The sequence below is a fragment of the Chitinophaga sp. genome, from assembly GCF_035538455.1.
Lineage (GTDB): Bacteria > Bacteroidota > Bacteroidia > Chitinophagales > Chitinophagaceae > Chitinophaga.
This window is the reverse complement of the sequence record NZ_DATLKJ010000030.1, coordinates 1-16,438: the sequence shown is the minus strand read 5'-3', so window position 1 is coordinate 16,438 and position 16,438 is coordinate 1. Positions and strand designations below refer to the sequence as shown.

Sequence of the window (16,438 nt, the reverse complement as noted above, 5' to 3'; positions counted from 1 at the left end):
TTGTGACCTCGTCTGGATTCAAACCAGAAACCTTCTGATCCGTAGTCAGATGCTCTATTCAGTTGAGCTACGAAGCCATTCCCTATTGGGGTTGCAAATGTAGTATTAGTTTTAAATTAAACAAATTTTTTTCAGTTTATTTTGAAAGAATGACTACCGCCGACGAATATACGAATCAGGATATTGTGTGGTATCTCCTTTAACTTCACTCGTAGTTTCTCCGCAGCATGCCTTTATAACATAAGAATTAAGGGGCTGTCTCAATTACTTTTGAGACAGCCCCTTTTCTTTGTGACCTCATCAGGATTCAAACCTGAAACCTTCTGATCCGTAGTCAGATGCTCTATTCAGTTGAGCTATGAAGCCGTTCCCGTTTGGGGATTGCAAAAGTAGTAACTAGAGATCATCTTAACAAGAATTATTTATATTTTTTTTATTCCTATAATTCAGATGACTGATAATGAGGTTTCATTGAGCATAAGCAACAGGCAGACTTCCCTACAAAGCAAAAGGGATCGACTCATTGCTGAATCAATCCCCGTAATTGTAACACAATCTGTAACCCCTTACGGATTTATTGGAGCTTCCTCAATTTCACTTCTACCTTCTCTCCCTCCTTGCTGATCTCCACAATCTTCTTCACCACGGTTGAAGCACCCTGGAAATGATCTTTATCTTCAAGAGTAGCAGATGTACCCTGGTACATACCATTGATATAATGATCCGTATAACTTGTTGCTTCCGCTCTTCGGTCATTATGAATGTAATCAAACTCTGTATAAAGCAGGTAGCTGCCTGGCATCAGGTTTACAAATTCAAAATGCCCTTTATCATCATAGACGGTTGTCGCCTTAACACAACATTCAGAAAACTCTTTCGGCAGCGGCACTACCGTTCCCTTCTTCCTGGCCGCCTCACTCAGTTTCATCCACTCCTTGAAGTAATCGGTGTAAGGGATTAAAGCAATCCTGGTTCCTTGTGGGGCAAACTGTTTCGGGTTCATATTAATCGCCTTGATGGTAAGCCGTCCCGCCTTTTCATTGTCCCTGGTAAAGGCTTGTCCGCTGATAACTGCGCTGCCTGATTTCAACATTTTTACAGTAGCCTCTCTGTCGAATGTGCTTTTGAGGGGGTTAAAATCAGTTTCTTTATCCAGCATCATTATCGAATGCCCATTGGAAAGAAGCCCGATCTTCCATATCCTGCGGGTGTCCTTATCGATGTAATAGAGGCACCTGTCGCCGGTTGCCTGCTCAACTACACTCACTTCCCACACGTTGTGAGTACCGGTAAGGCTGCTCACATGCCGGTTTGTTGCCACCTCTTCAATTACCGTGTTATTTACGTGTACCGGCTTATCTGGCTCATAGTAGTATACGGGCAGGCTGGCGCTGTAGCCTGAAGTCAGCGGGAGCATTGTTAGCAGCTGAGGGTAACTGTAGCCATCAAAAACAGGCTCCTTTAATGCATCCTTGATAACAGTTTTCTTGTGGGTTTTCTTATCGTAATAGTAGCCGGTTACCTCTTTGCCATATTTCAGTACGAGGTCACGGGTGTTGTTATATGCAGACCGGTAAATAGGTTTGAAAGTGGCTTTGTCAACAATGGTGGTGTCTCCCCACTTGTTGTCGGAGTCCTTCATATTCATGGTCGTATAAATGGCGACCGTGGCGCCGATGTTCCTGATGTCGATGGTAAGGGTACCGATCTCTGTCTGTTCGGCACCATCGGCCACAAAACAGGCCAGTTCATATTTACCGTCCTTCAGCCCTTTTGCATCAAGCGACACGCTTCCTGGCGTCAGCGTCTTCTGTGCATGACTCACTCCCGTTGTAAACAGCAACCCTGTTAACATTCCAGTGGCACAGAGAAATTTAAAATTCCTAACTATCATATCGGTTAAATGGTTTGATCAGATGTATAGTGGCATTCTCCCCCCAAATTTAAATGTTATTACGACTTATTACCCTCCTTGTAAAGGAGGATTTCATTTATACCTGTTTCCAGGTATTTATTGGTTTGGGAGTTTTATTGCTGAAGTTTTTTTTCCTCGCTACTATTTTTCCTTTTTGTAAGAAGGAAAATCTGCCAGAGAAACAGATCCGTAAAGTAGGCAAATGAAGAATATAGGACGCTGGCCTAAATAAAAAGGACAGGTCAAGCTTTCATGACCTGTCCTTAGTGTGACCTCGTCTGGATTCAAACCAGAAACCTTCTGATCCGTAGTCAGATGCTCTATTCAGTTGAGCTACGAAGCCATTCCCTATTGGGGTTGCAAATGTAGTATTAGTTTTAAATTAAACAAATTTTTTGTTGCCTTTTTTAGAACGATGACTACCGTGTATGCATATACGAATAACCATTCGTATAAAAAAGAAGCCTAACAAAGGGGCTCTTTTTTGGCGGCCATTCCTGTCTAAACTCCTTGGGTAAAAGGCTTGATAGAACACCGGCATACTGAAGCTCAATAGCGGAAACGCGGTGTATATTCACTACAAAACGCGCGTTATGAGAAAAATCACCAGAGAAGAACTAAAAAAAATCAAAGGCGGTAGTTCAGCCTTTCCTATCTATTACTGTAATGTAGTCGATCCCCGTCAGGGATCTGTAGCCTGTGGCACCCCGGGGCATATCCCCGTTACACGGTGCAGCACCCTATGCAGCCAGGCAGGTTATTTCCAGTCACAATGCCGGCAAACTCCTGCCGGTCCGCAATGTTGCTGTACACGGTAGTACCCCTGTAGCTAAAAGTAAAAAAAGAAGCCGGAAAAGAATTCCGGCTTCTTATATACTATGCGGACCCGCTGCCATATCAATCTATGGGTTATTATGCGGATACTGCGACTCGGTTCGATATTTCATTCCTGTAATGGTTATTTGTTCAGAAAAGATTACCAAACCAGGATTAAATTGTCACTCAGGCATTAATGAGCAGGGGGTGTACCTACCACCAGAGATAACAGGGCACTTAACAGGCCGCCGCCTGGTACCAACGCCAATGCGGCGTATACAGAACCCCAGACAGCCCACCATACGCCGTCAATAAGGCCACCACCATTAGTGGCTTTCATTTCCTGAGCATCCATTTCAGTGAGCCCGTATTGGCTCAGTTCAAGTTGATTTGATCTTGTTTTCATAATGGATATGATTAAATGAATAAAAAAACACCTACTCTGTTAGATACGGTTTTCGGCTACCCCGTTTTTTATATTGGATGATGAAAGATGCCCAATAATACTCGATCATTCCACCGTGACAGTCAAACCTTTCCTGTAATTACGGCTACCAACAAACCGATGCCGATCACAAAACCATATATCCCTATCGCTAACAACCCCACACCGCCCAATACTACTCTCCCAACCCCAAGTATAATATCATCTACAAGCCCGCCACCATTAGTGGTTCTCATTTCTTCAGCATTCATTTCAGTGAGCCTGTACTGGCTCAGTTCAAGTTGATCTGATCTCGTTTTCATAATAGACATAATTTAAGGAGTTAAAAAACACCTACTCTGTTAGATACGGTTTTCGGCTACCCCGTTTTTATATTTGACGATGAACGACAACGCGCCAACGGGATCATTTTCTGCCAATGTCCAACAATAGGGCGAGTAAGTTGGGTATTGTAGTCACTATCAACCCAACTCCTGCTGCCAGTACTGGACCTACTACTCCACCCAGGCTTGTCACAAGGTTGATAACCCCACCGAGAATATTTCCTACAATCCCACCACCATTAGTGCCCCACATTTCCTCAGTATTCATTTCGGTGAGCCCGTACTGACTTAGTTCAAGTTGATCTGATCTTGTTTTCATAATAGACATAATTAAGGGATTAAAAATTACCTACTCTGTAAAATACGGTTTTCGGCTACCCCGTTTTTATATTGGACGATGAAAGACAGCTCTAGTACTTGATCATTCCCTGGTGATGACTCCACAAGTTCGCATACACCGTATTCATCGCCATCAGCTGCTGATGCGTACCTTCTTCTACCAGCGCGCCCTCTTGCAACACGGCTATCTTGTCTGCATTCACAACAGTGCTGAGCCTGTGCGCAATAACGATGATCGTTTTACCTTCATTACGCAGATCTTCCATCACGCGCTGTACATAGAAATCAGATACCGGGTCCAGTGAAGAGGTGGCTTCGTCCAGTATCAGTATTTCAGGATCTCGGTACAAGGCGCGCGCAATAGCAATACGCTGCCGCTGCCCACCAGAAAGGTTTACACCATGCTCGCCCAACATTGTATGAAAACCCTGTGGCATTTTTTCGATAAACTCCTGCATGCCCAGTTGCTGTGCAATGGTGATTACTTTCTCCATATCCGGCTCAAATTCACCCACCGCAATATTCTCCGCGATAGTGCCCGCAAAGAGATCCACATTCTGCGGCACTACGCTCACCAATCTGCGCAGGCTCTCCGGATGTACATATCTGATGTCGACATTCCCGATAGAAATGTTCCCGTCATTCAACGGATAGATGTACTGCAACAGGGCCATCAACGTGGATTTGCCGGAACCGCTCTCTCCCACTACAGCCGTAATACGGCCCCGGTTGATATGCATGCTGAAATCACGGAATACCTCCACACGGCTACCATAGCTGAATCCGATCTTGTTGAAGGTTATATCACCATTCATTCCTTCTGCTGCCATCATTTTATGTGCATGGTCTTCCTGCTCCAGGTCCATGATCTCAAATAGCCTGTCGGCCGCTATCAATGCATCCTGCATGCTTTTGTTGGCGGTTATCAATGCAACAGCCGGTCCGGTGAAATACCCGATGATTGAATAGAACGACAACAAAGCACCCGGGCTCAGCTCCCGCTGTAATACATATCCGGCGCCGATCCACAACGCCACTACCGTAAAGGCACTGGTAGCAAGATTCGCAAAACTGCCAATATACATATTGCCAAGTGATGACCGGTAAATCGTTTTCAGCAGCTTTACAAAACGATTCTCCGTTTTTGTATTGGCATATTCTTCCAGCGCAAAACGCCTGATAGTAGCCACTCCATTCAATGACTCTACCAGCTGGCTCCCCAGTTCTGCATTATCTTCCATTAGTCGCCGTTGCAGCTTCTTATTCAGGTGGTTGCTCACCTCGTAAATAATGGCAAACAGCGGAATGATAACCAGCATGATCAGCGCCAGTTTCCAGTAATAGAGGAACATCAATACAAAGGAAAATATCACAATAAACGTATTCACCACCACGCTCACTGCCACCTCGTTGATGAAGGCCCGTATCTTCACGGCATCGTTAATACGTGATGTAATCTCACCAACACGCATCGTATCAAAAAACTGCTGCGGCAGTTTCAGCAGATGCTTGTAATATCCCAGTATAAGGCGTGCATCCAGTTGCTGCCCCGTTTTGACGGCGAAGATGCTTTTGATATTACCAATAAGGAATTGCAGCAACAGGATCAGCAGCATGGAAACACTCAGGAGATTCAGTAGATTCTTGTTACCTTCCACCAGTACATTGTCTACAATTTTCTGGATATAGATGGAAGTAGAGAGCCCAAGCACTGTATATATTATGGCTCCAAACACGGTCTGGGTAAGTACAGCACCGTGTGGCCGCAACAACGTCCAGAAGCGTTGCAGATTGGAGGTCCTGAAGTTACCAGTGTTGAAGCCTTCATCGGGCAATAACAGTATCACCGTACCGGTCCATGTTTTTTTGAAGTCGTTATGAGAGATGCGGTGAAAGGCGCCGTCAATAGGGTCCATCACCACTACGTGCCGGCGGGTCATCTGGTAAAGTACCACAAAGTGATCCAGCACTTCCTTCACTACGATGTGCACAATAGCAGGCTTCGGAATATTGGCCAGCGACTCAAAAGCACCTTTGGCTCCTTTTGCCTGGAAGCCCAGCTGCTGTGCAGCCGTGATCATTCCTAAAACATTGGTGCCTTTTTTATCGGTACCGGCATATTGCCTGATACGGGCCACCGGCAGTTGCAGCCGGTAGTAGGCTGCAACAGAAGCAAGACAGGCCGCGCCGCAGTCAGTGATATCACGCTGCTTTACACGGACGCGCCGCTTTAACGGAACGGAATTATACCTTCCCATGCATGGACATTAAGTATATAGGAACTAAGTATTTCGCCTAATAGCTGTTAGTAGTCAGGAACTAACTTTCTGTTTTCTACCGGGGTTCATCCAGTCGTCTGTTTTATCGTATAAGAGCTGATATAAACTACGCTTTGTGAGAATAAATCTGGCTTGTAATGTCATCCCTTTTTTGAGCGTCCCTTTTACTCCTTTAACTGTGCTCACTTCTGTGTTATTGAAAATACACTTCACCTTAAATACAGGCTTGTTGTCCATCAAAATAAAGTCATTGTCGATGGATGTTATCTTTCCTTCCACCACACCCCATTCATTGTAGTTAAATGCCTCCACCTGGAACTTAACAGGCATGTCTTTCCTCAGATAACCAATATCTTTGGGGGAAACATAACATTCTGCCACCAGGTTTGAATCAGGCGAAATGACTCCCAACAGATCATTTGCCTGCACATAAGAGCCCGGATACCGGCCATAAAACTGCTGCATGGTACCACTTACAGGCGCTTTGATCAGGTTCCATTCCTTCTCTTTCGACAATTGCCGGTTATCAGCCTGTAAGCGCACGCTTTCCATACGAAGGCGGCTCAGCTCCTCCTGCCATGTACTGCGCTGCTGCTCGAGTGTTGACTGGTAAGTCGCCATGCTTTTTTCATAATCATACTTCCTGTCAGCATATTCTTTTTTGGCAATCACCTTTTCATCATATAGTTTTTCGTACATCTCCATATCTGACTTCAGCTTGTTGACCGCCGCCTCCTGCTCCAGCAGCGAAGATTTGGAGCGGTTGTATTGTTGCTGGTAAAGTGCGGAGCGAAGGCCTGAAGTATCACCGGACGCTAGAATAGTAAGATCATGAATATAGGTTTCCTTCTCTCCCATCTCGAGAGAATTCTGCAAGAGTTTACTGTTGTTGATGTCTGTTTGCAGCCGTAGTAATACCTGCCCCTGGGTTACTCTCTCTCCGTCTTTAACAAAAATTTTATCGATGGTGCCAGCCACCATGCTATGCAGTTCATTTTTTTCTATGACAGGTCTTACCAGGCCGGTAGCGGCTACGGATACATCTACATAAATAAAAGGCAATGCGGCCAGGGCTGCAAGGATGGAGAGCAACACAATTGTATAAATCACCTGAGTGCGGACTTTCACTTTCGGCAACCAGGTGTATACCGAATGCTGCATTATTTCTGTTCTGAATAAATAGGGCATCACGGCTGATTAAAGAAGGTGATTCGGATATCTGTATATATACATAATAGATTCCGGGGGGGAATTGTTCGCTAAAATGGAAAAAATAAAAAGCCGCCAGCGGGAGGCTGACAGCTTTTTACTAAAGGTTTACTAAAGGCCGAATTCCGGCGCATATATTACTTCTCCGGCAACGTTGCCGAGAGCGTCCGGCACCAGTTCCAGCGCCAAGAAATTGGCTGATGGAACCGGGAATGGTGCTGTTATATTCCATTTTGCAGCCGGCACAAACCCAAACCTGGGATAATAATGTTCATGCCCAAGTACAATTACAGCCTTATACCCAAGGCTTCTGGCTACTTCCAGGCCATGCCTTATCAGCTGTCCGCCGATTCCTTTACTTTGATATTCCGGCAATACTGCCATGGGCGCCAATGCCAGCGCCTGGCTGATATTTCCGTCCGGTTGGCGTATGCCGATTTCTGTGAAAAGGATATGCCCTGCTACTTTATTATCTACCCTGGAAACCAGCGAAAGCTGAGGTATAAAGGCTTCACTGGTACGCAGGCGGTCTACGAGCAGCGCTTCTTCGTCACGCTGAAATGCACGTTGATTTACAGTGAATACGGCTTGTCTGTCGTTTTCCGTTTCCTGTTGTATAGTAATGGATGATAAATTCATCGTTGATAAATATTATTTATATAAATGACAACTGACACAGACTAATGTTGTGCTGATCAGTGATGAATAGTAAAATAAAATGAGATTATATCCCTTCCCGTTAAGCGTGAGAGAAACAGAAGCCATATAGAGTGGCTGCGGGAAGGTATGTTCAGACAATATCCATGATGCGAAGTTACAAAACCCGCTCAAAATATGCAAAGCAAAAAGACCTGAACCGGAGGCGGGCGGAACAGGTCATTTCAACAGACCAACGATACTGGTATTCCTGATTTAACAGTTGATCACACGGGAAAGGTCGCATACGTCACAGGCGGTATATCGACAACTAGGAGTCATAGTACATAGACAGGCGGTAATCCTACAACTAACGGCCAATGTGTAGGGCTCACAATACACGACACAGCTATTGGGATTAAAAGTAAAACCTATATCAATGCCACCATTGATGCGTTGTTGGCTGGCAGGGCTTAGATTGGTTATGGTGATTTTCCGAAGCGATAATTTTTTGGGGATTTTTTTTTTCATAACATCATTTTTTGGTGAAGGTTAATAAACAGCTTCCAAGTTTCATTATAAAAGCGGAAAACAGTAGTATAGTTTAGCATTAAGCCATAATGATTGAGCCGTTGGAAAGAAATATGTTATAGATGGTTTTTGTGGCCAGTCCAGGCTAACGGATTATTATCTCAAATTGCCTGATAGTGATACTATACTTGCATTATTAGAGTGCGCTTTATACGTATACAACTCTGCCCAGGGTACCCTACGACAGGCACATCTGTGGGTCATGTCCGCATCAAATCCACCTCTATTTCGGCGTTAATATACTATACATTTGATAATCCCAGGATGTTGCTATATGGAAAGTGGTTATCTGCTCTTCGGAGGGAGGTAAAACAAAAGAGGTTGACCCATTGCTGAATCAACCTCTTGAATGTTTGTGACCCCGTCAGGATTCAAACCTGAAACCTTCTGATCCGTAGTCAGATGCTCTATTCAATTGAGCTACGGAGCCATCTTTTTCGTGATAGGATTGCAAAGGTAGCCGTTTTTTTCTAATTGCCAAATTCTTCGGAAAAAATTTCTGTAATATTTTGATTTACACTTACTTTGATGGCAACTATTTAACGATTATAGCAGGTGAAAATTCAACTCTGGAGCATAGGAAAGGAACATGATCCCTACATCAGGGACGGCATTGCTGTATTTCAAAAGAGGCTGCAACACTATGTTGACTTTGAGGTAAAGCTCATTCCCACAGTAAAGCAGGCCGCCAGTTTGTCCGTACCTGAATTAAAGAAGCAGGAAGCGAAAATCATTATGGATATGCTTCAGCCAACAGACTACCTGCTGGCGCTGGATGAAAAGGGCAAAATGATGACCACCGTCCAATTTGCCGACTTCCTCCAGCAACGCACCAATGCCGGTACCCGCCAGCTTATTATCCTGATTGGCGGCGCATTTGGTATAGATGCTTCGCTGTTGCAACGCGCACAGCTTCAGTTATCGCTCTCCCCGCTGACCTTTCCGCACCAGCTGGTAAGGCTCATCTTCACGGAACAATTGTATCGCGCCTACACCGTTTTGAATCGCGAGAAATATCATCATCAATAGTTACATTTATAGTCTAACAACTCGAGCTTATGTCTACCAGCATCATTATCATTATTATTACCTCCCTGATCTCCTATACGGCGCTGAACAACTATGACCAGCTGGACAAATTGAGCATGCAGCCCTATATGGTGAGCAGGCATAACCAGTATTACCGCTTCATCACCTCGGGTTTTGTACATGGCGATATGCAGCACCTGTTGTTTAATATGCTCACCCTTCTTTTCTTCGGGGAGTATGTGGAAAATGTGTTTCAGTTTCTCTTTGGCAGCAAACTGGTATTTCCGCTTTATTACATACTGGGCATTATAGTAGCGGATATTCCGTCTTTCCTGCGTCACAGGAACAATCAGTATTATTCTTCTATCGGGGCGTCCGGAGCTATATCTGCCGTGCTGTTTACCTTCATTATGGTGGAGCCGTGGACAACCATCCGTATATTCTTTGTATTGCCGGTCCCGGCTATTATTTACGGGGTACTCTTCCTCGCCATCTCCGCGTATATGTCAAGGAAAGGGGGCAGTAACGTGGATCACAGTGCTCACTTGTGGGGCGCAATATTCGGGATTGTATTCCCGTTGGTCTTTCATCCGGAAATTGGTACGTTCTTCATCGGTAAATTATTGCACCGGTTTTAGTATGTAGCGGATATTGTCTGAACTGTGATTTTTATGATTTGTTTGATTCTTCTGATATGCGAAGATCTTATAGTAAGATATTCTCTAAAGAAGTATTCGCGTTTATTTCCATTATTTTACCTTACAATCTTCGCATATCAGAAGAATCAAACAAATCATAAAAATCACAGTTCAGACAATATCCATTGCAATTTAAGTTCCCAAAATCCCTAAATATTCTCAATGGCTACGATCTCTTTTGTGCCGGGCATGATCTTGAATCTGTCGTCTATCCTCATGCCTATGATCCATACGATGCGTTTATCGGATTCGATCACCCATACATTTTCTTTCTCCGGCAATGATAACTTCTGATCAATGAGGAAGCGGCTGAGTTTTTTCTTCTTGCGCATACCTAGTGGATAAAAGTAATCGCCCTGTTTCCATTTTCTCAGTATCAACGGGAATTTGACCTGTGTGGCATCCAGCCAGGCAACGGAAGGCGCGGACGGAATAGCAGCGTTACTTCTCTCCTGCTGCCGGATATGTAATGTACCACGTTCATAAGTGATGCGTGCAGGTGCGGCGTCTATGACCTGTAATGGTGCGGCAACAGTTGTCACCGGCGTGATGAGCAGCCATTGGCGGTTGCGGATAATGCGGTGTGTGGCCGTTTCCACATAGTGTCCGGATTCGCTCTGCAGCAATGCCAGTACCTGCTGTACCTGTGCAGAGGAGCAGCCGAAGCCGCGGAACAGCTCCCAGGCAATTGTTTGCAGTGGCACGCTCTTCTGTAATTTCAGTACGGGTACCATCCAGTTATCTCCCTGCTGCACCAGCAATCGTTTACGGTGCCGCTCCATTGCCTGCTGGTAAAGGGTTTCGGCTTCCCGTATCCGGGAGATACTGTTATCCATATTTTTCACGGCAGCAGGAAATGCTTCCTGCATGAGAGGAATAATATGATGACGGAAGAAATTTCGTGTATACTTATCTGTTATATTGGAGCTGTCTTCCACATACTCAATCCTCCGCAATGCGGCATATGCCACGAGTGCAGCCTTTTCTGCAAACAGCAGCGGGCGGATGATATGTTCCTGTTTAGGCAGGATTCCATGCAAACCGGCAATGCCGGTACCTTTGCAGAAGTTCATCAGGGCGGTTTCTACGCCATCCTGCATATGATGTGCGGTAGCAATGAATGCATAACCTCCCTGTTGCCGGGTTTCCTCCAGCCAGTTGTAACGCAGCTCCCTGGCGGCTACCTGTATACTTACATTATGCCTGGCTGTATATTCATTTGTATCAAACCTGACTGTATGCAATGGTAGTTCCAGTCTGGCAGCCAGGTCTTTCACAAACTGTTCATCTCTTTCTGACTCCTGGTCCCTCAGCTGAAAATTGCAATGTGCAATGCCTGCCTGAAAACCGGCTTCCTTAAAGAGGTGCAGCATCACCACGGAGTCTACTCCCCCGCTGACAGCCAGCAGCACACGCTGCGAAGGGTCATACAATTTCTGCTGAGCTATGTATTCTTTGAATTGTGTTATTAAGTGTTGCGGCATCCTCTGCTTGTTGGATTATCAATCAATATATCAGGTCTTCGTATGCAGACTGTAATTCATTATAGGCATGGCGTTCATTGCCTGCTTTGGCCATTTCCATTCCCTTTTCATAGGTACTGATGGCGGCATCACGTTCGCCCAGGCGTTCCAGTAGTTTACCCAGGTGATAATAGGAACCTACGTATCCTGGTTCATGTGCCAGCAGTTCTTCAAAAAGCTGCCTGGCAGCCTGGTCATCATTCAGTTTGATGTACTCCAGCGCCAGGGCATGTTTCAGGAAACTGTCGTTCGGGGTTTTCTCGAGGAACTGTTTTATTTGCGCTATTCTATCCATCTGGTCTTATTTTGCTGGTCCTTTATAAATTATTTTTTTAACCTATATATCAACTTTTCAGGGCTGATGAAAATCATATGACTATACAGCGGTTGGCGTATATTATTTAAATATATTTGCTATTACCGCATTTTTAAACCAAACAGTTTAAGGCCATGAAGATTTTAGTTTGTATCAGTAAAACTCCGGACACGACTGCAAAAATAGCTTTCACGGACAATAACACGAAATTCAATGAGGCTGGTGTCCAGTTTATTATTAACCCCTACGACGAATGGTATGCACTGGTAAGAGCACTGGAGCTGAAAGAAACAGTTGGCGCTGATGTGCACCTGATTACTGTTGGTGGAGCAGACTGCGAACCTGTAATCCGCAAGGCGCTGGCATTGGGAGGCGATCAGGCTTACCGTATCAATGCAGACAGTGCAGACAGCTACTATATTGCTTCACAGATAGCTGCCCATGCAAAGGCACAACAATACGACATCGTTTTTACAGGAAAAGAAACCATTGACTATAACGGTTCCAGCATCGGCGGTATGGTAGCGGAACTGCTGGACCTTCCTTATGTTTCCATTGCTGCGAAGTTTGATCTGAGCGGCACTACTGCCACTATCAACAGGGAAATAGAAGGTGGTGAGGAGATCTGCCAGGTATCGCTGCCGGTGGTGGTTTCCTGCCAGAAAGGAATGGCTGAAGCCCGTATCCCCAACATGCGTGGTATCATGGCGGCCCGTACCAAACCCCTGACTGTAGTAGAGCCTGTAGCTGCAGAAAACCTTACCAGCGTGGTGAGCTTTGAGCTGCCACCTGCCAAGGCCGGTGTGAAAATGATCAGCCCTGATAATGTATCTGAGCTGGTGAAACTGCTTCATGAAGAAGCCAAAGTAATCTGATTTCCCCGGTAAATTATTTTCTCAACTACTAATCAACTTACTACATGTCTATATTAATATTCGCTGATCAGGCAAATGGAAAAATAAAGAAAGCTTCTTTCGAAGCGGTGCAATACGGCGCTAAAGTAGCAGCACAACTGGGCACTACAGCAACAGCAGTGGTACTGGGCCCTGCTGAAAATGCAGAACTGGCAGCCCTCGGTAACTACGGTGTGAGCAAAGTACTGTATGTAGCCGATAACCGCCTGCATGAAGTGGAAAGCACAGCATTCACCAAAGTGATCGCTGAAGCTGCCGAAAAAGAAGGCGCCAAAGTGATCGTATTTCCGCACAACTTTGACGGAAAAGCGATAGCACCCCGTGTAGCAGCAAGGCTGAAAGCCGGCCTGGTAGCAGGCGCCATCTCCTACCCCGATACCAGTAATGGTTTTGTGGTAAAGAAAAATGTATTCTCCGGAAAGGCATTCGCTAATATCAATATCACTTCAGACAGAAAAGTGATTGCTGTTCTTCCTAATACCTTCCCGCTTACACCTGGTTCAGGAACTGCTACGGTAGAAGCATTTGCGGCTACTATCAGCGATGCCGACTTCAAGGTGAAAGTAGTGAAAGTGGAAACGGTAAGCGGTGATGTTCCGTTGACAGAAGCAGAAATCATTGTAAGTGGTGGTCGTGGATTGAAAGGCCCTGAGAACTGGGGTATCGTGGAAGACCTGGCTAAAGTTCTGGGTGCAGCTACTGCCAGCTCCCGTCCTGTTGCAGATGCAGGCTGGCGTCCTCATCACGAGCACGTAGGCCAGACCGGCCTTACCGTTCGCCCCAACCTCTATATTGCCATTGGTATTTCAGGCGCTATCCAGCATCTCGCGGGTGTAAATGGCAGTAAGGTTATCGTAGTGATCAACAAAGATCCGGAAGCGCCATTCTTCAAAGCGGCAGACTATGGCATCGTTGGCGACGCATTTGAAGTAGTGCCTAAATTAACAGAGGCGGTTAAACAATTTAAACAATAATCGAACGTCATTATATTTGGATATTTTACCCTGGTTACCCCAAATATCCAAGGGTAAAATATCCAAATAAACAAATTATCAGCCGACTAAATATTCATAGTCTTTTTTTTAGATAAGGAATATTTTTCTAACTTCACGGTCTTACAAACTATTCAGCGACAACGCAAGACAGATATGAGAAAAATAGAACTGGAAATAGTTGCTTTATCGCACAGCATTACGCAGACTCATTCATATGCCGTGGTATTAGGAGAGGTAAATGGGTTACGCCGTTTGCCTATTGTAATCGGAGGCTTTGAAGCGCAGGCGATCGCAGTGGCTCTAGAGAAAATGCAACCCAGCCGCCCTCTTACACATGACCTGATGAAAAACTTTATGAATGCGTTCAATATTGAGCTGCATGAAGTAGTGATCAGTAATCTCCAGGAGGGCATTTTTTATTCGAAGCTTATCTGTTCCAGTAACGACGAAACCATTGAAATAGACTCCCGCACATCAGACGCCCTGGCACTGGCCGTGCGTTTTGGTTGCCCCATCTACACTTTCGAAAACATCCTCAACAGCGCTGGTATTCTGCTGGATGATCCGGCTGGTAAAAAAAGTACCAAGCCCGTTACTCCCACTATCTCCGAACATGAGCGTGGCGCTGAAGACGACCTGAAATCCATGAACGTGGAAGAACTGACGCAACTGTTGCAGGAAGTACTGGAACAGGAGGATTACATACGCGCCATCGCTATTCGCGACGAAATCAATAGCCGTAAAAGCAAATAAATTTTCATTGAACGGGTAAATGCAGTTGGCAGGAGGTTTCTGCTGCTGTTATTTTGCTGTGTAAGGTATGCTACATGATTGTTTTTCCTAACTGTAAGATTAACCTGGGCCTTTATATTACCGGCAAACGCCCGGATGGCTATCATGAACTGGAAACAGTGTTCTTTCCCCTGCCCGTAAAGGATGCCCTGGAGGTGATCAGCGATACAGCGTTGACATTTCAGAGCAGTGGTATTGCCGTTCCGGGTAATGCAGCAGATAACCTGTGCCTGAAAGCATTTCACCTGCTGCAACAGGATTTCCCTGAGCTGCAGCCGGTAAGCATTCATCTGCACAAACACATCCCTATCGGCGCAGGCCTGGGAGGTGGTTCTTCAGATGCAGCCTTCATGTTGATGCTACTAAACAGTAAGTACCAGCTGGGATTAAGTGATATACAGCTGATTGATTACGCTGCAAGACTGGGAAGTGATTGTCCTTTCTTTATCTATAATAAGCCCTGCTTTGCCACGGGTCGCGGAGAGGTGATGGAACCCATATCGCTGGACCTTACCGGTTACTCTTTCCTGCTGGTGCATCCAGGCATTCATGTAAACACCGGATGGGCATTCGGACAGATCCGGCCACAGGCGGCAGCGCATTCGTTGCTGGATACGATCACCCTGCCTGTGAGTGAGTGGAAAGACGTGATGAAGAATGATTTTGAGGAGCCCGTATTCCGTGCACACCCTGCATTGCAGGAGATCAAGGCGAAGATGTATGCTCATGGGGCAGTATATGCGGCCATGAGCGGTAGCGGCTCTGCCATTATCGGGATATTCCCTAAAAACAAAATAGCTGACATCCTGTGGGATGCCAGCTATCGGGTATTTGCAATTAAGTAATTCTTACTTTACAGAAGCTACCAGCTTTTTGAAAGTTTCAGGCTCATTCATAGCCAGATCAGCCAGAACTTTTCTGTTCAGGTCGATGTTTTTACCAGCTAATTTGTTCATGAACACAGAATAGGTCAATCCTTCTGCTCTTACGGCAGCGTTGATACGAGCGATCCACAGCTGACGGTAGTTTCTTTTCTTCAGTTTACGACCCACGTAGCTGTAAGTCAGACCTTTTTCAAGGACGTTTTTCGCTACGGTGTAAACATTCTTTCTTTTGCCGTAAAAGCCTTTGGCTTGCTTTAAGATCCGTTTTCTACGGGCTCTTGAAGCTACGGCGTTAACTGAACGAGGCATTTTGTCTTTTTTTTCTCAGGTTATAAAATTGTGTTTTCTCTTTGACAGATGACTAGCGCAGGCCAAGCATTCTCTTAACCAGGTTAAGGTTTGCTTCGTGAACCAGGGTACTGCCTCTCAGGCTACGTTTTCTCTTTGTAGCTTTCTTAGTCAGTAAGTGGCTTTTGAAGGCCTTGAACCGCTTAATCTGTCCGTTCCCACCAATCTTGAACGTTTTCTTGGCACGGGAATGTGTCTTTACTTTGGGCATCTTACATCAAATTTGGTCTGCAAAGGTAGGAAAATAATTTAATAATACATAAGCCCATAGAAATAAATCAGGCTTATTGTCTAATGTGGATAACTTTTTAGTTACTTTTTTCTCCCGCTTTAAGCAATTGACAATCAATTTTTCCATTCTCCATACCCATGCTTGTAAAGTTGGT

Annotated in this window: 19 protein-coding genes and 4 tRNA genes; 7 read left to right on the top strand and 16 right to left on the bottom strand. The window is 45.2% G+C overall.

The window, feature by feature from the left end:
• Window positions 1–3: 3 nt before the first annotated feature.
• The 4 genes from VM802_RS02955 to VM802_RS02940 form a co-directional block, all read right to left on the bottom strand.
• Window positions 4–77, bottom strand: a tRNA-Arg gene (locus VM802_RS02955).
• A gap of 215 nt (window positions 78–292) precedes the next feature.
• Window positions 293–366 (bottom strand) — tRNA-Arg (locus VM802_RS02950).
• Window positions 367–574: 208 nt separating this feature from the next.
• A complete protein-coding gene (locus tag VM802_RS02945; protein ID WP_325527803.1) occupies window positions 575–1,894 on the bottom strand; it encodes a DUF3108 domain-containing protein in 1,320 nt (439 codons plus the stop codon).
• 290 nt (window positions 1,895–2,184) lie between these two features.
• A tRNA-Arg gene (locus tag VM802_RS02940) sits at window positions 2,185–2,258 on the bottom strand.
• 250 nt (window positions 2,259–2,508) lie between these two features.
• Between VM802_RS02940 and VM802_RS02935 the strand changes: the two genes are divergently transcribed.
• On the top strand, window positions 2,509–2,733 hold the full coding sequence (locus VM802_RS02935; RefSeq protein WP_325527801.1) for a hypothetical protein: 225 nt from the start codon (window positions 2,509–2,511) through the stop codon (window positions 2,731–2,733).
• Between the two features lie 191 nt (window positions 2,734–2,924).
• On the opposite strand, the gene VM802_RS02930 is transcribed toward VM802_RS02935, so the two are convergent.
• From VM802_RS02930 to VM802_RS02900, 8 genes are all read right to left on the bottom strand, one after another.
• On the bottom strand, window positions 2,925–3,137 hold the full coding sequence (locus VM802_RS02930) for a hypothetical protein (RefSeq protein WP_325527799.1): 213 nt from the start codon (window positions 3,135–3,137) through the stop codon (window positions 2,925–2,927).
• A 122-nt stretch (window positions 3,138–3,259) separates the two neighbouring features.
• Window positions 3,260–3,478: a hypothetical protein gene (locus VM802_RS02925; protein WP_325527797.1), complete on the bottom strand. Its 219-nt coding sequence runs from the start codon at window positions 3,476–3,478 to the stop codon at window positions 3,260–3,262.
• A gap of 103 nt (window positions 3,479–3,581) precedes the next feature.
• Window positions 3,582–3,818: a hypothetical protein gene (locus tag VM802_RS02920; protein WP_325527795.1), complete on the bottom strand. Its 237-nt coding sequence runs from the start codon at window positions 3,816–3,818 to the stop codon at window positions 3,582–3,584.
• 91 nt (window positions 3,819–3,909) lie between these two features.
• Window positions 3,910–6,096, bottom strand: a complete 2,187-nt coding sequence (locus tag VM802_RS02915) for a peptidase domain-containing ABC transporter (protein ID WP_325527793.1) — start codon at window positions 6,094–6,096, stop codon at window positions 3,910–3,912.
• Window positions 6,097–6,150: 54 nt separating this feature from the next.
• On the bottom strand, window positions 6,151–7,305 hold the full coding sequence (locus tag VM802_RS02910) for an HlyD family secretion protein (protein WP_325527791.1): 1,155 nt from the start codon (window positions 7,303–7,305) through the stop codon (window positions 6,151–6,153).
• Between the two features lie 132 nt (window positions 7,306–7,437).
• Window positions 7,438–7,965: a GNAT family N-acetyltransferase gene (locus VM802_RS02905; protein WP_325527789.1), complete on the bottom strand. Its 528-nt coding sequence runs from the start codon at window positions 7,963–7,965 to the stop codon at window positions 7,438–7,440.
• Between the two features lie 273 nt (window positions 7,966–8,238).
• The gene (locus VM802_RS32295; protein ID WP_414647030.1) at window positions 8,239–8,493 is read right to left on the bottom strand and encodes a class I lanthipeptide; all 255 of its coding nucleotides are present in this window, start codon (window positions 8,491–8,493) and stop codon (window positions 8,239–8,241) included.
• A 416-nt stretch (window positions 8,494–8,909) separates the two neighbouring features.
• Window positions 8,910–8,983, bottom strand: a tRNA-Arg gene (locus tag VM802_RS02900).
• A gap of 125 nt (window positions 8,984–9,108) precedes the next feature.
• Between VM802_RS02900 and VM802_RS02895 the strand changes: the two genes are divergently transcribed.
• Both VM802_RS02895 and VM802_RS02890 read left to right on the top strand, forming a co-directional pair.
• Window positions 9,109–9,582 (top strand): 23S rRNA (pseudouridine(1915)-N(3))-methyltransferase RlmH, encoded by a 474-nt coding sequence (locus VM802_RS02895; protein ID WP_325527787.1) that lies wholly within the window; start codon window positions 9,109–9,111, stop codon window positions 9,580–9,582.
• Between the two features lie 29 nt (window positions 9,583–9,611).
• Window positions 9,612–10,220: a rhomboid family intramembrane serine protease gene (locus tag VM802_RS02890; RefSeq protein ID WP_325527785.1), complete on the top strand. Its 609-nt coding sequence runs from the start codon at window positions 9,612–9,614 to the stop codon at window positions 10,218–10,220.
• 209 nt (window positions 10,221–10,429) lie between these two features.
• On the opposite strand, the gene tilS is transcribed toward VM802_RS02890, so the two are convergent.
• Window positions 10,430–11,764, bottom strand: a complete 1,335-nt coding sequence (tilS, locus tag VM802_RS02885; protein WP_325527783.1) for a tRNA lysidine(34) synthetase TilS — start codon at window positions 11,762–11,764, stop codon at window positions 10,430–10,432.
• Between the two features lie 22 nt (window positions 11,765–11,786).
• Entirely contained in the window at window positions 11,787–12,098 is a 312-nt protein-coding gene (locus VM802_RS02880; protein WP_325527781.1) for a tetratricopeptide repeat protein, read from the bottom strand.
• Window positions 12,099–12,253: 155 nt separating this feature from the next.
• Here VM802_RS02880 and VM802_RS02875 point away from each other — a divergent pair, with 155 nt between their 5' ends.
• From VM802_RS02875 to ispE, 4 genes are all read left to right on the top strand, one after another.
• Window positions 12,254–12,994: an electron transfer flavoprotein subunit beta/FixA family protein gene (locus VM802_RS02875; protein ID WP_325527779.1), complete on the top strand. Its 741-nt coding sequence runs from the start codon at window positions 12,254–12,256 to the stop codon at window positions 12,992–12,994.
• Between the two features lie 44 nt (window positions 12,995–13,038).
• Window positions 13,039–14,007 carry an electron transfer flavoprotein subunit alpha/FixB family protein gene (locus tag VM802_RS02870; protein ID WP_325527777.1) on the top strand — a complete coding sequence of 323 codons (969 nt, stop codon included), beginning with the start codon at window positions 13,039–13,041 and terminating at the stop codon, window positions 14,005–14,007.
• Window positions 14,008–14,181: 174 nt separating this feature from the next.
• Complete coding sequence (locus VM802_RS02865; RefSeq protein WP_325527775.1) at window positions 14,182–14,781, top strand: bifunctional nuclease family protein; 600 nt, start codon at window positions 14,182–14,184, stop codon at window positions 14,779–14,781.
• A gap of 74 nt (window positions 14,782–14,855) precedes the next feature.
• Window positions 14,856–15,665, top strand: a complete 810-nt coding sequence (ispE, locus tag VM802_RS02860; RefSeq protein ID WP_325527773.1) for a 4-(cytidine 5'-diphospho)-2-C-methyl-D-erythritol kinase — start codon at window positions 14,856–14,858, stop codon at window positions 15,663–15,665.
• A gap of 3 nt (window positions 15,666–15,668) precedes the next feature.
• Here ispE and rplT read toward each other — a convergent pair whose 3' ends face one another.
• Together rplT and rpmI are read right to left on the bottom strand one after the other, a co-directional pair.
• A complete protein-coding gene (rplT, locus tag VM802_RS02855; RefSeq protein WP_127035355.1) occupies window positions 15,669–16,013 on the bottom strand; it encodes a 50S ribosomal protein L20 in 345 nt (114 codons plus the stop codon).
• A 52-nt stretch (window positions 16,014–16,065) separates the two neighbouring features.
• Window positions 16,066–16,263, bottom strand: a complete 198-nt coding sequence (gene rpmI / locus VM802_RS02850) for a 50S ribosomal protein L35 (protein WP_325527769.1) — start codon at window positions 16,261–16,263, stop codon at window positions 16,066–16,068.
• Window positions 16,264–16,438 lie beyond the last annotated feature (175 nt).

Bases quoted from the DNA above. Each gene is read 5' to 3' on its own strand.
- VM802_RS02905 (WP_325527789.1), bottom strand. From the start codon at position 7,965: ATGAATTTATCATCCATTACTATACAACAGGAAACGGAAAACGACAGA.
- VM802_RS02890 (WP_325527785.1), top strand. From the start codon at position 9,612: ATGTCTACCAGCATCATTATCATTATTATTACCTCCCTGATCTCCTAT.
- VM802_RS02930 (WP_325527799.1), bottom strand. From the start codon at position 3,137: ATGAAAACAAGATCAAATCAACTTGAACTGAGCCAATACGGGCTCACT.
- VM802_RS02945 (WP_325527803.1), bottom strand. From the start codon at position 1,894: ATGATAGTTAGGAATTTTAAATTTCTCTGTGCCACTGGAATGTTAACA.
- VM802_RS02865 (WP_325527775.1), top strand. From the start codon at position 14,182: ATGAGAAAAATAGAACTGGAAATAGTTGCTTTATCGCACAGCATTACG.
- VM802_RS02870 (WP_325527777.1), top strand. From the start codon at position 13,039: ATGTCTATATTAATATTCGCTGATCAGGCAAATGGAAAAATAAAGAAA.
- VM802_RS02915 (WP_325527793.1), bottom strand. From the start codon at position 6,096: ATGGGAAGGTATAATTCCGTTCCGTTAAAGCGGCGCGTCCGTGTAAAG.
- VM802_RS02875 (WP_325527779.1), top strand. From the start codon at position 12,254: ATGAAGATTTTAGTTTGTATCAGTAAAACTCCGGACACGACTGCAAAA.
- VM802_RS02935 (WP_325527801.1), top strand. From the start codon at position 2,509: ATGAGAAAAATCACCAGAGAAGAACTAAAAAAAATCAAAGGCGGTAGT.
- VM802_RS02910 (WP_325527791.1), bottom strand. From the start codon at position 7,305: ATGCCCTATTTATTCAGAACAGAAATAATGCAGCATTCGGTATACACC.
- VM802_RS02920 (WP_325527795.1), bottom strand. From the start codon at position 3,818: ATGAAAACAAGATCAGATCAACTTGAACTAAGTCAGTACGGGCTCACC.
- ispE (WP_325527773.1), top strand. From the start codon at position 14,856: ATGATTGTTTTTCCTAACTGTAAGATTAACCTGGGCCTTTATATTACC.
- VM802_RS02880 (WP_325527781.1), bottom strand. From the start codon at position 12,098: ATGGATAGAATAGCGCAAATAAAACAGTTCCTCGAGAAAACCCCGAAC.
- tilS (WP_325527783.1), bottom strand. From the start codon at position 11,764: ATGCCGCAACACTTAATAACACAATTCAAAGAATACATAGCTCAGCAG.
- rplT (WP_127035355.1), bottom strand. From the start codon at position 16,013: ATGCCTCGTTCAGTTAACGCCGTAGCTTCAAGAGCCCGTAGAAAACGG.
- VM802_RS32295 (WP_414647030.1), bottom strand. From the start codon at position 8,493: ATGAAAAAAAAAATCCCCAAAAAATTATCGCTTCGGAAAATCACCATA.
- VM802_RS02925 (WP_325527797.1), bottom strand. From the start codon at position 3,478: ATGAAAACGAGATCAGATCAACTTGAACTGAGCCAGTACAGGCTCACT.
- rpmI (WP_325527769.1), bottom strand. From the start codon at position 16,263: ATGCCCAAAGTAAAGACACATTCCCGTGCCAAGAAAACGTTCAAGATT.